A 14,152-nucleotide genomic window follows, 5' to 3' on the forward strand; every position below is an offset into this window, starting at 1 on the left:
GCAAGCGAGCTAGCGTTCGATCTGCGTTTCCAGATCGGAACCATCGCCGATCGTCGCATTGATGCGGGCGATGGCATTGGCAGTAATATCGGTGGCGTTTGCGCTCAGAAACACATCCGAGCGCTCCAGTATCACGCCAGCCCCGGTATCGCGCATCAGTGTCTCCAACACCGGGCGGACGGCTTCGAAAAACACCGCCCGCGCCTTTTCGCGGTTGAGCGTCAAGGCGTCAAGCTTGGCCTTCTGGTTGACGCGATGCTCTTCCACTTTCCTGTCAAAGGCATCGGCAAGCGTGCGGAATACCTCTGGGTCAGTTTCGGCCCGGCGCTGCGTCAGGGCCTCTTCTTCGCGGCTCAGTTCCGCGATGATGCGCTCGTTTTCGGCGGAAAGAACAATACCCTCGGCTTCAAGCTCACTCAGCACCCGCTGGCCGAAATCGGATTCAGCAAAAAGCCTGTCAGCGGAAATGGTCAGAATTTGACCCGTGGGCAGACCGGTGTCCTGCGCGCCCGCTGGCGGTGCCCCCGCTAGGAGTGCAACCGCCAGCAACAGCGCAGCGCAGGGGCCGGATCTGCGCCCAAGTGCCATAGCAGATCAGAACCGCGCCTGAAGCGTCACGTCGAAATTCTGTTCCTTGTCAAAATCTTCTTTCTGCAACGCTTTGGAAAAGTTGAACCTCAACGGGCCAAATGGGGTTGTCCAGAGAATAGAGAAACCAACGACCTGTCTGAGCGACCCATCCGCCCCCACGATCGAGGCGCCGGCGGTGTCCACATTGTCGATGTTCCACAGATTTCCGAGATCATAGAACAGGCCCCCGCGGATCCCGTACTCCTCGGGCAGTCCCAACGGGAAATCAGCCTCAAGCCGTGCGACCGCGTAGTAGTTGCCGCCAATCGCGTCATCGACACCATTAGACAGATCGCGCGGACCGATACCCGCCGGATCGAAGCCGCGGAATGTGCGCGGCCCCAGCAGGAAACGGTCAATGGTGCGGCTGTTGCCATCGCCAAACCAGTGGAACGCGCCCAACTCGAGCGTGGCCTTGAGTGTCACCTCTTCACTAAAGGCCAGCCGCTGAGCGGTACTGCTGACGACAGCTTTGACATATTTGTCATCTCCACCCAGCCCCGCCGTGTCAACGTCCGCCCGGAACAGAACCCCAGCAGTGGGGTCCAATCCACTGCGGCGACTGTCATAGACATAGCTCAGCCCCAGCCCGCTTGCAGTACGCTTGCCCTGTGCGATTTCCGAGGCAATGACCGCTCCGACCGTCTGGTCATCACGCTGGCGCATTTCGCTCTGACCCCAGTCATAGCGGAACTGCATAGAGGACAGCTCGCCCACCGGGAACGTCACACCCGGCGTGAAAAAGACACGTCTTGTATCATAGTTAGAGAAACTCGAATCGCGCGCCGCGTATCCGAGAGCAAGATCACCCTGCAGATCACGACCAAGCAGATTAGGCTCGGTGAAGCTGAAGGTATAACGTTCAGACTCCTGCGCGGTTGACACATTCAGCGAAACCCGTTGCCCGCGACCAAGGAAGTTGTTTTCCGTCAGGCCGACTGCCAGACCAAACCCATCCGCCGCCGAGTAGTTACCGCCGAGGTTGAGCGACCCGGTCGGCTGCTCTTCGACATCCACATCGACAATGACCCGATCCGGCGTGGAGCCTTCGCGGGTTTCCACATCGGAATTGGCAAAAAAGCCCAATGCGCGAATGCGTTCCGCACTTTCACGGATTTCGCGCGGGTTGAACGGGTCGCCTTCGACCGTTCTGAACTGGTTGCGGATCACCCGGTCCAATGTCGTAGTGTTGCCCTCGATATCGATCCGCTCGACAAAGATGCGCGGACCGCGAACAAGCGCGAAATCCACATTGAGGCTCAGGTCGCGATCGTTGCGGGTGATCCGGGGTTCAACGCGCAGGAAATCAACACCGTTGCGCAAGCCGAGTTTCTCCAGGCGCGCTATTTCATTATCCACCAGCGACGGAGAATAGGTCACACCGCGCCGGACCTTGATCGCATCCAGATAGGGCGCAGGATCAAGACCTTCGATCTCGCTGGAGACGGTGATCTCACCAAACGAGAATTGCTGGCCCTCGGTGATGTTGAGCACCAGGAAGAACGCGTCCCGTTCACGGGTGAATTCCACATTCGAGCTGTTGACCCGGAAATCCACATAGCCGCGCGACAGGTAGAAGTCGCGCAATACCTGCTTGTCGAACTCGATTCGGTCGGCGATGAATGTGTCGGCCTGAATTAAGGTGCGCAGCAAACCGGCCTGTTTGGTCTCAAGCACCCGGCGCAGGCGGCGGTCGGAATAGTTGCGGTTACCGACGAAACTGATCCGCTCGACCTCAATCGTGTCACCCTCGGCAATCTCAAAAACTAGATCGACCCGATTATCATTGCGGCGGATGATGCGTGGCACGACCGTGGCGGCAACACGGCCCCGCGCGGAATAAACATCCGAGATCGCAACCGCGTCGCGTTCGGCCTGCTCAGGGGTGTAAACGCGGCGGGATTCCGACGAGACAACCTGGGTCAGAACGTCGTTTCTGATCCGCTTGTTGCCCTCAAAGCTGATCTGGTTGATCGTCGGGTATTCCACGACCTTCACGATCAGCGTGCTCCCGCGCGGGATCATCTCGACTGTTTCAAATACGCCACTGTCAAGCACACGCTGTACGGCGTCATTGAGCTGCCCTGCGCTCACTTCCTTGCCGGGTTCGATTCCCGTTCGGGTGATGATGGTCGAGGTTTCGATCCGCTCGTTGCCCTCGACCTGCACCGAATTGAAGACATAGGTCTGCGCCGCCGCCATGTCGGGCAGGGTTGCAAAAGCCGTTGTCGCCAAAAAGAAAATCGCTGCCAGTGCACGCCACAACATATTGCCGCCGCCCCGCACTCCGCCGCAGGATGTACCCGTCCCCGTGCCAGTCTTCATTTTATGTACTACCCGATTTCAAACCGCTATTTTTGCTTTTCAGTAGCGGGATTGAAGCGCGTTGTCAAAACACCAAAGGCACGCAACCTTTCGGTTTACGTGCCTTTTTGGATTATTGGTCGCCGAGAATCAGAAACTGTTGAGATATGCGCCCATGGCAAGACCCGCCCCAAGCGCGCCCAGAAACAGAAAACGGTCCCAGTTCAGCTCAAGCAACAAGCTGAGGCCGCGATAGGATTGCTGAAGTGCAGGCATGGCAAAACCCTCGAAAACAATGGCAATAGCCTAGTGCCGGAATATGGCGAGACTTGGGCAAGCTTGCGGCAAGATAGAGGATCGCCTCAGCAGAACAGGTCGTTGCTGAGGGCAAAGACCATCAGCCCCAGGATCAGCGAAATGCCTACCGTCATCAGCACCCGCAGCGCCATATCGCTGGGCGGTTTGCCCACGACCGCCTCATAGGCGTAAAAGACCAAGTGACCGCCGTCCAGTGCCGGGATCGGGAACAGATTCATCAGCCCCACCGCCGCCGACAGCACCGCAATGAACCAGATGAAGCTTTGCGCGCCCTGGCTTGCCATCGCGCCCGAAGTCTCGGCGATGCCGATGGGCCCAGAGATATTGCAGGTGCTGATCGCGCCGGTGATCATGTGCCAAAGGCCGGAAACCGAGCCGCGAATGATCCGCCATGTCTGTTCGGTACCCTCACCCAGAGCCTGTACCGGCCCCGCCCGCTCGGTCGCGGGCTCCAGCGCCATGCCGCCGACTATGCCGATCCGCCAATGGGTGACAAAGCCCCCTTCGGGCTGCGGCTCGTCGGTGCGGCGCGGAACAAGCGCGAACTCAAGCGTCTCGCCATCGCGCCAGACATCCAGCAGCAGCCCTTTGCCGTCTGATCCTTCGACCGCGTCCTTCAATTCTGAGAAGGCAAAGACAGGCGTCCCGTCAATGCCGGTGATCACATCGCCGGGTTTCAGGTCGATATCCATCGCGGCGCTGCGCGGCGCAACCGCGCTGACAAGCGGCGGGAAAAGCCAAGGTCCGCGCACCACCATGTCTTGCCCGTCACGTTTGACCGCATAGTCCAGCACCGGTCTGGGCTGGAGATCATCGATGAAATCGCTCCATGCTTCAGAATCACTGAACTGAGGCACCTGCGCGCCGTCAATGGCAGTGATCTGGTCCCCGACCTGCAACTCCTCGACAACATTCGGCAGCGGCTCGATTGCGGCTACGGTCAGCGGGTCGCTGGCAACGCCGCGAAACATGAAGATCGCGCCAAAGACGATGATCGACAGGATGAAGTTGAACACCGGCCCTGCAGCCACGGTTGCGGTGCGCGCCCAGAGCGGCGCGCCATGCATGGAGGCGCGCAAGGCCTTCGGATTGCCCTCGGACAGCGTCTGCATGGCCGCCTCATCTTTGCCAGAGGCCGCATTGGCATCGCCCAGAAACTTCACATAGCCACCAAAGGGCAGCAGCGCGACCTGCCAGCGCGTGCCGTGGCGGTCGACCCGGCTCCACAAGACGGGACCGAAGCCCAGCGAAAACACCTCGGCATGAATGCCGGACCAGCGCCCGACGATGTAATGGCCATATTCATGGACCGCGACGATCACCGAAAGTGCCAGCACGAAGGCTATGATGGTATAAAGAAGTCCGCCAAACTGCGGGATCATCCCAAGAATGTCCAAGTGTCTACCCTGCTCTTACGCCGATGGTTTCATCCGCCCGGATACGTGCGAGATGGTCCGTTTGCGTCACGTTATCAAGTGTCATTGGGGCATCAATAAGACCGGGATCGGCCTCAAACCGGTCAAGCACCGCCTCGACCGTTGCCGCCATGTCGAGAAATCCGATGCGTCCCGCGATGAAGTGATCCAGCGCCCGCTCCTTGGCGGCGTTGAACACCGCCCCTGACAGCCCGCCGCGCCGCATCACCTGCCGCGCCAGCGCCAGCGCCGGATAGCGGGCATCATCGGGCGCACGGAAATTCAGCTGCGCCAGCTGCGCCAAATCCAGCCGCGACACCGGCAAATGCTGCCGGTCAGGCCAGTTCAACGCATAGCCGATCGCATGGCGCATATCGGGTGCGCCCAGATGCGCCATCAGGGCTCCGTCGCGGAATCCGACCAGCGCATGGATGATCGATTCCGGGTGTATAATCACCTCGATCTGGTCAGGTGCGACACCGAAATATTCTTTTGTTTCTATTAGTTCCAGCGCCTTGTTGAACATGGAGGCGCTGTCGATGGTGATCCGCTGCCCCATCGCCCAATTGGGATGTGAGGAGGCCTGTTCCAGCGTCGCCTCTTTCAGCGCCTCCAACGGCCAGTCCCGAAACGCCCCACCGCTGGCGGTGATCACGATCCGTTCCACTGCCGAGATATCCTCGCCCACCAGCGCCTGAAACACCGCCGAATGTTCGCTATCCACCGGCAAGAGCCGCGCCGCGCGACGCCGGGCTGTGTCCAGCACCAGTTGCCCGGCACAGACCAGCGATTCCTTGTTGGCCAGGGCCAGCGTCGCGCCCTGCTCCAGCGCCATAAGCCCCGGCGCCAGCCCCGCCGCGCCGACAATTGCAGACATGACCCAATCAGCGGGCCTCGCGCCCGCTTCGATCAGCGCATCCGGGCCGGCCGCAACCTCGATACCGGTGCCCGACAGCGCCTCGCGCAGCGCCTGATAGTGCCCCTCATGAGCGGTAACGGCCAATTGCGCCTTCAGAGCCCGCGCATCTGCCGCCAGTTGGTCGATATTGGCGCCACCCGTCAGGGCCACCACCTCGAACCGTTCAGGGTTTCGGGCGATCAGGTCCACCGTGTTCTGCCCGATCGAGCCGGTCGCCCCCAGAATGGAAACGCGCCGCATCACATCGGCCCCGGCGCATAGAAAAGCCCCGCGATCAGAACAAAGAGCGCCGCCCCCATCATGCCGTCGAACCGGTCCAGAAAGCCGCCATGCCCGGGGATCAGGTTCGAGCTATCCTTGATGTGGCAATGCCGCTTGAGCGCACTTTCGGCCATGTCACCCGCCTGGCTGGCCATCGAGGCCAGCACCGAGACCAGCACAAATGCCACGCCAAACCCGGCCTGCATGGCCACCACAGCGCCCACCAACGCCGCTGCGATCCAGCCGCCGACAATGCCCGACCAGGTCTTTTTCGGGCTCACACGTGGCCAGAACTTGCGTCCGCCGATGGATTTGCCCACGAAGTACCCGGCCACATCCGTGACCACTACAACGCCAATCAGCCACAGCATCCAGCCAAAACCCATGTTCAGCCGGATCGAGATAAAGCCCAGCCCCGCCGCGCTGATCCACAAGGCAAACAGCGCATATAGTCCGCGCCGCGCAGGCATTTGCAGAGCCCCCACAACCACCGGGGCCAATAGCACCGGCAGTCTGAAGATCACGGGCAGATGATAGCTGAGCAGGATCGCAAACCCGGTCAGAATGCCAAGATGCAGGGCCTCGCGGCTTTTCTCAGGGGCGATGATCCGCACCAGTTCCCAGATCATCACTCCGCAGGCCGCCGCAATGAAGCTTTCAAACCACAGCCCGCCGAGCCAAAGCTCTACAGCGGCGATCGCAACCAGCACGATCGTCGAGACGACCCTCGCCGCCAGATCGGACCATTTGCCCTCGCTCATGCGCGCACCGCACCGAAGCGCCGGTCGCGGGTGCCATAGCTGCGACACAGGTGTCCCAGCTCATCGGCCGTGAAATCCGGCCACAACGTGTCGATGAACTCATATTCGGAATAGGCCGATTGCCAGAGCAGAAAGTTCGAGATCCGCGCCTCACCACTGGTGCGAATGACCAAATCGGGGTCTGGCAGCACGCAGGTATCAAGGTAGCGCGGCAGGGTTTCCTCGTCCACGTCGTCCGGGTTCAGTTTGCCATCGGCCACGTCATGCGCCAGACGCTTGGTGGCGCGGGCCACCTCGTCGCGACCGCCATAGTTCAGCGCGATGGTCAGGTTCACCCGTGCATTGTCGCGCGTCTTTTCCTCAAGCGTGTCCATCAAGGCGACCAGCTTGTTGTCCAGCCGCACCCGGTCGCCGATAAAGCGCACGCAAACGCCACGTTCGGCCAGGGCGCGGGTCTCTTTGGTGATGTAGCGGCGGAACAGGGTCATCAGCCCGGCCACCTCGACCTGGGTCCGCTTCCAGTTCTCGGTCGAAAAGGCGAAGATCGTCAGATATTCGATCCCCAGGTCGGGGCAGGCCTCGACCACCTCACGCACGCGGCGCGCGCCGGCATGATGCCCGAACAGGCGTGGCCGACCGCGCGCCTGCGCCCAACGGCCATTGCCATCCATAATGATCGCGACGTGGCGCGGGCCACCGGCCGTCTCAGATGAGGGATCCTTGAGCATCGGTGACGCGTTCACACCTGCATGATTTCGGCTTGTTTGGTTTCCAGAGCGGTATCGACGGCCTTGATCATCTCATCCGTCAATTCCTGCACCTCTGACTCCCAGAATTTCTGGTCGTCTTCCGACATACCGTCGGCCTTGGCCTTCTTGATCTGGTCCATTCCGTCGCGGCGCACGTTGCGGATGGCGACCCGCGCGCTTTCGGCATATTGGCCCGCCACCTTGCCCAGCTCGCGGCGGCGTTCCTCGTTCAACTCGGGAATCGGCAGCATGATGATCGTGCCGTTGAGCTGCGGGTTGATGCCCAGCCCGCTTTCGCGAATGGCCTTTTCAACCTTGCCGACCAATGACTTGTCCCAGACATTGATCGTCACCATACGCGGCTCGGGCACGTTCACGGTGCCGACCTGATTGATCGGAGTCGTCGCCCCATAGGCATCAACCATCACCGGCTCCAGCATCGAGGCCGAAGCCCGACCGGTGCGCAGCGACGCAAACTCGGTTCGCAGATTGGCCATCGAGCCATCCATGCGGCGCTTCAGATCATCGGTATCCAGTTCGAAATCTTCAGACATGCTGCCCACTCCCCTTGCTTCAGGTGCTGTTTTGACGGGTCATACGCCATCGGCTTCTGGATGTATAGCAATCATGAACCACATTCACAGCAAAGACGAGGCCGACCAGCCGCCCTATCTCCTACACAGATGGCAAACTTATCGTCGCCACCAGTTACGGCCCGCGAGCGAGCCGTTAAGGACCTACGGCTCGCTCCAGCAACCCGGCTTCAGCACTCGAGACCATTCAGGCTTCATGACCAACAGCTGCGGCCGAGATCTGCAATGCGGCTTCTTAGTGGGGTTCGTGAGCGGTTTCTGCCTCAATCCAACGGCGGAACAGCCTGATCTTGTTCAAATTTCTGCGCGCCTGCGGGTAGACCAGCCAATGCGCCATGCCATCTGTTGCAACCAGATCGAAGGGTTGGATCAAACGCCCGGAGGCGAGATCCTGGGAGAAAAACCGAGGCGATAGCATCGCGATCCCGTGCCCGGCCATCGCGGCCTGCGCCGCTTCGGTCTGTGAGGCCATCGAGGTTCCGGTCAGGCGGTCCAGCCCGGACGGGTCGCAGCCTGCAGCCTCAAGCCAGATGCGCCAATAGGAATCGCGCGGGCAGACCAGCGGATACTCCAGCAGGTCCTCGGGCGAGGATGGCCCTGCCCCCAGCGCGGGCCCAAAGACCGGCGTGAATTCGGTGGGCATCAGGCGATGTGCACGCAATCCCGGAAACCCGCCATCGCCGTACCGGATGGCGAGATCAATCTCGGAACGCGCGAAATCCGTTCGTTCCTCATTGGCATAGACCCGCACCGCGATCTCGGGATGTGCGATCTGGAACCGACCGATATTGGGCGCCAGCCAGTTCGCCGAAAAGGTCGGCGTCGCAGAGATGGTCAGGGTGGCATGCTGGTCGGCTTCGACCGTCTGAAACGCGGTGCGCATCAAATCAAACGCCTCGACCACCGATTTAGCGAGCCGTTCGCCATCGCGGGTCAGATGCACCTTGCGCGCCGCGCGGGCGAACAGGCGGAACCCCAGACGCTCTTCCAGCACCCGGATCTGATAACTGACCGAGGCCTGGCTCATGCCAAGCTCTTCGGCCGCGCGCGTAAAGCTCTGATGGCGCGCGGCGGCTTCAAAGGCCCGGATGGCGGCGAGAGAGGGAAGCACCTGCGCCATACATAAATACACCTTATGCTTTCATACTGTCTCTGCGTTTCACAAAACACCTGTTCTCAACAAATATTGAACACGGACCATAGCAGTAAATCAGAAAGCGTACCCCATGCATAGACTGGCTTTGGGCATCAAACGCCGCGTATCTCGCTGGCGTCCCCTGTCAACGCGGCCAAGACGGCGTCGCACGATCCATATCGACCAACTGGACGACCACATGCTCAGGGATGTGGGGTTGCCCCCCAGAAGCGACCGGTAGGCCCGCAGATCAGGCGTCCAGCTCGGTATCCCAATAGAGGAAATCGATCCAGCTTTCATGCAGGTGATTAGGCGGGAATCTCCGGCCGGTATTACGCAATTCTTCGGCTTGCGGCCGACGCGGGGGCTTGCGCAGGCTCATCCCCGCGCGGCGCAGGGATTTCGATCCCTTGCGCAGGTTGCAGGGCGCGCAGGCGGCGACCACATTCTCCCAACTTGTGACGCCGCCTGCTGCGCGGGGCACCACATGATCAAAGGTCAGATCGCCCTTGCTGCCACAATACTGACAGCGGAAACCGTCCCTCAGAAATAAATTAAAGCGCGTGAAGGCCACGCGCTTTTGAGGTTTTACATAGTCTTTCAGAACAACGACCGAGGGTATCCTGATTTCCGTCGACGGACTTCGGACAACCTCGTCATATTCCGCGACAATATCCACCCGATCCAGCCACGCGGCCTTGATGGCGTCCTGCCAGGCCCAGAGCGACAAGGGATAATAAGAAAGCGGCCTGTAATCCGCATTCAGCACCAGCGCCGGGTGCTGTTTCAGGGCGCCTGGTTCCCTGACAAATTCGGTCCTGAAATCGCCATCCATACCTGACTCTCCACTCGTCCTGCTCTGTCCTCTTGTGACATCAGGACGGGGAGCCCCGCCCCTGCCTTTGGTATAACTATATATCGTGGTCAGCCCGTGACAAGTCTTGAATTTCCACAACATATCGCCGTCTTGCTAGCCGGGTTCCGTAACAGGATCGTGACGGTTATCCACATGCTTGCCCACAGCAGCCGCGCCCGCTAGGACAAGGGCATGAGCTGGTTCATCCGTTTCAACAAACCCTTCGATGTATTGTCGCAATTCACCGACAAGGGCACCGAGGGTAGTCCGCGCCGGACCTTGTCCGAGTTCATCGATCTGCCCGGCGTCTATCCGGCCGGGCGGCTGGACCGGGACAGCGAAGGGCTGATGCTGCTGACCGATGACGGGCGGCTACAGGCCCGCATCGCCGACCCGAAACATAAGATGGCAAAGACCTATTGGGCACAGGTCGAAGGCATTCCGGATGACGCGGCGCTGAACGCGCTGAGAAAGGGCGTCCAGCTCAAGGATGGTATGACCCGACCGGCGCGGGCGCGGCTGATCGAGGAACCGGACAGTCTCTGGCCCCGGACCCCGCCGATCCGGGTGCGCAAATCCATCCCCGATAGCTGGATCGAAATCACCGTTCGAGAGGGGCGCAACCGGCAGGTACGGCGCATGACCGCCGCCGTGGGCCACCCGACCCTGCGGCTGATCCGTTGCCGGATCGGCGACTGGTCGCTGGACGGGCTTGAGCCCGGCAGATGGGAGGCACTGGCGCCGCCTGACAGTCCCCTGCGCAGGTGATACAATCGGGCATGACCGATACATTGCCTTCCGCCCCCGCCCCCTCCGCGATCCTCGAAGCGACGCTTTATGCCGAGGATCTGGATCTGGCCGAGGCGTTTTATGGCAAGTTGCTCGGGCTGGAGTGCATCCAGCGTATCGGTGAGAGGCACGTCTTTTACCGGGTCGGCCCTGCGGTGCTGCTGATCTTCAACCCGCACAAGACGGTCTTGCCGCCCAACAACCCGCGTCTGCCGGTGCCCGCCCATGGCGCGCACGGGCATGGGCATGTCTGCTTCACGCTGGATCGCGACGCAATCGAGGCAATGCGCAAGCGGCTTGCGGCCGCAAATGTCACAATAGACACCGAGTTCGATTGGCCCAACGGCGCGAAATCGCTTTATGTTCGCGATCCCGCAGGCAACTCGGTTGAATTTGCGGAAGGTTGGCTTTGGGGGGCCACGGAGTCGGGTTCGCCCGCCTAAACGGGCGTCTTTTCTCCGGCCTCGAAACGCGAGATATCGCGCGAGATGACACCGACAGACCCAAGGGTCGCGCGAAACTCAGCCATATGCGGCGTTTCGAAATGCGCTTGCAACGCGCTCAGGCTGTCCCATTCCTCGTAAACACGGAAGCGCGTTTCCGACCCGATCACCTGGCTGAACTCATAGATTCTGCAGCCGTCTTCCTTGAGGGTCTCGGCGACCATTTTCTGTACGGCTGCTTTCGCGGTTTCCACGCCGTCAGGCGCAATTTCGACAACTCCGGTAACAGTCAACATCCGATCTCTCCCATTCAAATCCGTCAAAGACTCAGTTTGTCGCGCATAAAGGCCAGCGCCACGCTCAAGCCATCCGGCGCGATCCCGTGACCGGTGCCTTTCATGACATGGGCATAGACTTCTTTGAAGCCTGCATCTTGCAGCGCCTCGGCGGCCTCGGGCAGTGATTGCGGCGGCACCACGTCATCGGCATCACCATGCACCAGCAGCACCGGCATGCGGCTGACCGCCTCGTCGCTGAGCGCTTCCGGGTTCAGCAGCCGGCCCGAGAAGGCAACGATCCCCGCCACAGGGTCCTCGCGGCGGGGCGCCACATGCAGGCTCATCATCGTGCCCTGGCTGAACCCGAACAGCACGACCTGCTCGGGCAGCACGTCCTCATCCACCATCAACGCATCGAGGTAGGCGTTCAGATCATCTGTGGCCGCCGTCATGCCACGCATGGCCTCTTCTTCGGACGAGCCGTCGATCCAGGGGATCGGAAACCACTGATAACCGCCCGGCATGCCGGGAATCTGCTCCGGCGCGTCAGGGGCCACAAAAAGCGTATCCGGCAGATGCTCGCCCAGCACATCGGCGAGCCCCAGCAGGTCGGCCCCGTTGGCGCCGTAGCCGTGCAGAAACACCACCACCGATCGTGTGGTGCCCGAATGCGGCTCTTTCCGGCCGGAGGTTAAAACGCGCGTCATCTGATCCCTTCCCTGTCCTTGGCCACGCGGTAATAGGCCCAGAGCACGCGGGCCGCAACCGACCGCCATGGCGACCAGTCCTCGGCCATCGCCCGAAGGTCTTTTTCCTTGGGCCGCTCCGGCAGGCCATAAAGATCCTTGGCCGCCTCCTGCAGCGCCAGATCGCCGGGTGCAAAGACATCGGCGCGGCCCAGCGAGAACATGGCGTAAATCTCGGCGGTCCAGGCGCCGACGCCCGGCACTTCGACCAGCGTTGCAATCACCTCATCGGAGGGTGTCTCGCGCAGGGAGGTGTAGTCTATCCGTGAGTCGGCCAAGGCGCGGGCATAGCGGATTTTCTGGCGGCTCAGCCCCACCGCCCGCAAGTCGTCGTCGCTGGCCCAGAGAATCTTGCGCGGCCCGGTCAGCTTCGCCGCCTTCATCCGGCCCCAAATCGCATTGGCCGAGGCGACGCTGACCTGCTGGCTGACAATGGCACTCAGAAGCTCGGCGAACCCGTCCGGTTTGCGCCGCAACGGCAGCGGTCCGGTCAGCGTCATGGCATGGGACATGCGCGGGCATTGCGCGGCCAGCCAGTCGGCCCCTTCGGCCACGCAATCGGGCGTTTCGATGATCCGTTCGCTTTGTGCCATCCCTGCCCGGTTCCCTTGCGCGTTGCTGCGGCACCGTAACCGCATTCACCGCGCGTGCAAGCGCTTGTCGCGCCACGCAATCGGGGATACGCATGCGGGCATGACAGATGCTCTCGCCCCTGCCGACGACCGTATCGCCCGCCGCAATGTTGTGGTTCTGGTGGCGGCGCAGGCCGTGCTGGGCGCACAGATGCCGATGATCTTCACGATCGGCGGCCTGGCCGGGCAATCGCTGGCCAGCAATGTCTGCCTGGCGACGCTGCCGATTTCCATGATCGTTCTGGGCTCGATGCTGGCGGCCACGCCGATGTCGGCGATCATGCAGCGCTGGGGCCGCCGCGCCGGGTTCATGCTGGGCGCATTGATGGGCGCGCTGGGCGGTGTGGTGGGGGCTTATGGCCTCTATCTGAGTTCGTTTCCGATCTTTCTAGCCGGAAGCCTGCTGACCGGCATCTATATGAGCGCGCATGGCTTTTATCGCTTTGCCGCCGCCGATACCGCCTCTGACGCGTTCCGGCCAAAGGCCATTTCCTACGTCATGGCGGGCGGGCTTGCGGCGGCGATTATCGGGCCTCAACTGGTGAAGCTGACCGCCACTGCCTATGTCATCCCGTTTCTCGGCACCTATGTGGCGGTGATCACGCTCAATATCGTGGGCTCGCTGCTGTTCCTGTTCCTCGACATCCCGCGCCCCGCGCCGCCTTCGGCAGACAGCCCCAAGGGCCGCACGCGGTGGGAGTTGATCAAGACCCCCCGGATCGCGGTGGCCGTGATCTGCGGCATGGTGTCTTATGCGCTGATGAACCTGGTGATGACCTCGACCCCGCTGGCGGTTGTCGGCTGTGGCTATGCCACAAACGATGCGGCGGATGTGGTCACCAGCCATGTGCTGGCCATGTTCATTCCGAGCTTCTTCACCGGCCATCTGATCGCCCGCTTCGGTGTCGAGAAGATCATGGCGCTGGGGCTGGTCATTCTGGCCGCCGCAGGTGTTGTGGCGCTGGAAGGCGTCGATCTGAACAATTTCTTCCTTGCCCTGATATTACTGGGCGTCGGCTGGAATTTCGGCTTTATCGGCGCCACCACGATGCTCGCCGCCTCGCATACACCCAGCGAGCGGGGCCGGATGCAGGGCCTGAACGACCTGCTGGTCTTTGGTGGCGTGACCTTTGCCTCGCTGGCCTCTGGCGGGCTGATGAACTGTTCAGGAGGCAACCCGGTTGAGGGCTGGACCGCCGTGAACCTCGCCATGGCACCGTTCCTGGTGCTGGCGGGCGGCGCGCTGATCTGGCTGATGCTGCGCCCGAAAGAGGAACTGGCCTGAGCAAGCCGCTCATCTTCAGTCACTCTGAACAGGTGCAT

General features: G+C 61.4%; 16 protein-coding genes. 3 read left to right on the forward strand and 13 right to left on the reverse strand.

The features are described from left to right. Nucleotides 1-9: 9 nt before the first annotated feature. The 10 genes from AB1E34_RS13380 to AB1E34_RS13425 all read right to left on the reverse strand — a co-directional run bounded on the left by AB1E34_RS13380 (nt 10) and on the right by AB1E34_RS13425 (nt 9,920). The gene (locus AB1E34_RS13380; protein WP_372572847.1) at nt 10-588 is read right to left on the reverse strand and encodes an OmpH family outer membrane protein; all 579 of its coding nucleotides are present in this window, start codon (nt 586-588) and stop codon (nt 10-12) included. Nucleotides 589-594: 6 nt separating this feature from the next. Then, a complete protein-coding gene (bamA, locus tag AB1E34_RS13385; protein WP_372572848.1) occupies nt 595-2,955 on the reverse strand; it encodes an outer membrane protein assembly factor BamA in 2,361 nt (786 codons plus the stop codon). 129 nt (nt 2,956-3,084) lie between these two features. Next, entirely contained in the window at nt 3,085-3,210 is a 126-nt protein-coding gene (locus AB1E34_RS13390) for a hypothetical protein (RefSeq protein ID WP_372572849.1), read from the reverse strand. Between the two features lie 86 nt (nt 3,211-3,296). After that, complete coding sequence (gene rseP, locus AB1E34_RS13395; protein ID WP_372572850.1) at nt 3,297-4,649, reverse strand: RIP metalloprotease RseP; 1,353 nt, start codon at nt 4,647-4,649, stop codon at nt 3,297-3,299. Nucleotides 4,650-4,653: 4 nt separating this feature from the next. Continuing rightward, on the reverse strand, nt 4,654-5,826 hold the full coding sequence (gene dxr / locus AB1E34_RS13400; protein WP_372572851.1) for a 1-deoxy-D-xylulose-5-phosphate reductoisomerase: 1,173 nt from the start codon (nt 5,824-5,826) through the stop codon (nt 4,654-4,656). After that, entirely contained in the window at nt 5,826-6,608 is a 783-nt protein-coding gene (locus AB1E34_RS13405; protein WP_372572852.1) for a phosphatidate cytidylyltransferase, read from the reverse strand. The genes dxr and AB1E34_RS13405 overlap by 1 nt, the downstream gene beginning before the upstream one ends. Further along, entirely contained in the window at nt 6,605-7,336 is a 732-nt protein-coding gene (gene uppS / locus AB1E34_RS13410; protein ID WP_372572853.1) for a polyprenyl diphosphate synthase, read from the reverse strand. Before uppS ends, AB1E34_RS13405 begins: the two co-directional genes overlap by 4 nt. A gap of 11 nt (nt 7,337-7,347) precedes the next feature. After that, nucleotides 7,348-7,911, reverse strand: coding sequence for a ribosome recycling factor (gene frr, locus AB1E34_RS13415; protein ID WP_372572854.1), 564 nt, complete (start codon nt 7,909-7,911; stop codon nt 7,348-7,350). Nucleotides 7,912-8,185: 274 nt separating this feature from the next. After that, entirely contained in the window at nt 8,186-9,070 is an 885-nt protein-coding gene (locus AB1E34_RS13420; RefSeq protein WP_372572855.1) for a LysR substrate-binding domain-containing protein, read from the reverse strand. Between the two features lie 265 nt (nt 9,071-9,335). Next, complete coding sequence (locus AB1E34_RS13425; RefSeq protein WP_372572856.1) at nt 9,336-9,920, reverse strand: HNH endonuclease; 585 nt, start codon at nt 9,918-9,920, stop codon at nt 9,336-9,338. A gap of 213 nt (nt 9,921-10,133) precedes the next feature. Between AB1E34_RS13425 and AB1E34_RS13430 the strand changes: the two genes are divergently transcribed. Together AB1E34_RS13430 and AB1E34_RS13435 are read left to right on the forward strand one after the other, a co-directional pair. After that, a complete protein-coding gene (locus AB1E34_RS13430; protein WP_372572857.1) occupies nt 10,134-10,709 on the forward strand; it encodes a pseudouridine synthase in 576 nt (191 codons plus the stop codon). Nucleotides 10,710-10,720: 11 nt separating this feature from the next. Further along, nucleotides 10,721-11,173 (forward strand): VOC family protein, encoded by a 453-nt coding sequence (locus AB1E34_RS13435; protein WP_372572858.1) that lies wholly within the window; start codon nt 10,721-10,723, stop codon nt 11,171-11,173. Here AB1E34_RS13435 and AB1E34_RS13440 read toward each other — a convergent pair. Genes AB1E34_RS13440 through AB1E34_RS13450 form a run of 3 tightly spaced genes read right to left on the reverse strand, consistent with a single transcriptional unit; the run spans nt 11,170 to nt 12,790 of the window. Then, nucleotides 11,170-11,469: a putative quinol monooxygenase gene (locus AB1E34_RS13440; RefSeq protein ID WP_372572859.1), complete on the reverse strand. Its 300-nt coding sequence runs from the start codon at nt 11,467-11,469 to the stop codon at nt 11,170-11,172. The two genes, AB1E34_RS13435 and AB1E34_RS13440, sit on opposite strands and share 4 nt — an antisense overlap. A 23-nt stretch (nt 11,470-11,492) precedes the next feature. Next, complete coding sequence (locus AB1E34_RS13445) at nt 11,493-12,158, reverse strand: alpha/beta hydrolase (protein ID WP_372572860.1); 666 nt, start codon at nt 12,156-12,158, stop codon at nt 11,493-11,495. Beyond that, nucleotides 12,155-12,790, reverse strand: coding sequence for a DNA-3-methyladenine glycosylase family protein (locus AB1E34_RS13450; protein ID WP_372572861.1), 636 nt, complete (start codon nt 12,788-12,790; stop codon nt 12,155-12,157). Before AB1E34_RS13450 ends, AB1E34_RS13445 begins: the two co-directional genes overlap by 4 nt. 100 nt (nt 12,791-12,890) lie before the next feature. Here AB1E34_RS13450 and AB1E34_RS13455 point away from each other — a divergent pair, with 100 nt between their 5' ends. Continuing rightward, nucleotides 12,891-14,114, forward strand: a complete 1,224-nt coding sequence (locus AB1E34_RS13455; protein WP_372572862.1) for an MFS transporter — start codon at nt 12,891-12,893, stop codon at nt 14,112-14,114. Nucleotides 14,115-14,152: the final 38 nt, after the last annotated feature.

Origin of the sequence: Ruegeria jejuensis (assembly GCF_041537905.1) — a bacterium.
Lineage (GTDB): Bacteria > Pseudomonadota > Alphaproteobacteria > Rhodobacterales > Rhodobacteraceae > Ruegeria_C.

Bases quoted from the DNA above. Each gene is read 5' to 3' on its own strand.
- AB1E34_RS13380 (WP_372572847.1), bottom strand. From the start codon at position 588: ATGGCACTTGGGCGCAGATCCGGCCCCTGCGCTGCGCTGTTGCTGGCG.
- bamA (WP_372572848.1), bottom strand. From the start codon at position 2,955: ATGAAGACTGGCACGGGGACGGGTACATCCTGCGGCGGAGTGCGGGGC.
- AB1E34_RS13390 (WP_372572849.1), bottom strand. From the start codon at position 3,210: ATGCCTGCACTTCAGCAATCCTATCGCGGCCTCAGCTTGTTGCTTGAG.
- dxr (WP_372572851.1), bottom strand. From the start codon at position 5,826: ATGCGGCGCGTTTCCATTCTGGGGGCGACCGGCTCGATCGGGCAGAAC.
- AB1E34_RS13405 (WP_372572852.1), bottom strand. From the start codon at position 6,608: ATGAGCGAGGGCAAATGGTCCGATCTGGCGGCGAGGGTCGTCTCGACG.
- uppS (WP_372572853.1), bottom strand. From the start codon at position 7,336: ATGCTCAAGGATCCCTCATCTGAGACGGCCGGTGGCCCGCGCCACGTC.
- frr (WP_372572854.1), bottom strand. From the start codon at position 7,911: ATGTCTGAAGATTTCGAACTGGATACCGATGATCTGAAGCGCCGCATG.
- AB1E34_RS13420 (WP_372572855.1), bottom strand. From the start codon at position 9,070: ATGGCGCAGGTGCTTCCCTCTCTCGCCGCCATCCGGGCCTTTGAAGCC.
- AB1E34_RS13425 (WP_372572856.1), bottom strand. From the start codon at position 9,920: ATGGATGGCGATTTCAGGACCGAATTTGTCAGGGAACCAGGCGCCCTG.
- AB1E34_RS13430 (WP_372572857.1), top strand. From the start codon at position 10,134: ATGAGCTGGTTCATCCGTTTCAACAAACCCTTCGATGTATTGTCGCAA.
- AB1E34_RS13435 (WP_372572858.1), top strand. From the start codon at position 10,721: ATGACCGATACATTGCCTTCCGCCCCCGCCCCCTCCGCGATCCTCGAA.
- AB1E34_RS13440 (WP_372572859.1), bottom strand. From the start codon at position 11,469: ATGTTGACTGTTACCGGAGTTGTCGAAATTGCGCCTGACGGCGTGGAA.
- AB1E34_RS13445 (WP_372572860.1), bottom strand. From the start codon at position 12,158: ATGACGCGCGTTTTAACCTCCGGCCGGAAAGAGCCGCATTCGGGCACC.
- AB1E34_RS13450 (WP_372572861.1), bottom strand. From the start codon at position 12,790: ATGGCACAAAGCGAACGGATCATCGAAACGCCCGATTGCGTGGCCGAA.
- AB1E34_RS13455 (WP_372572862.1), top strand. From the start codon at position 12,891: ATGACAGATGCTCTCGCCCCTGCCGACGACCGTATCGCCCGCCGCAAT.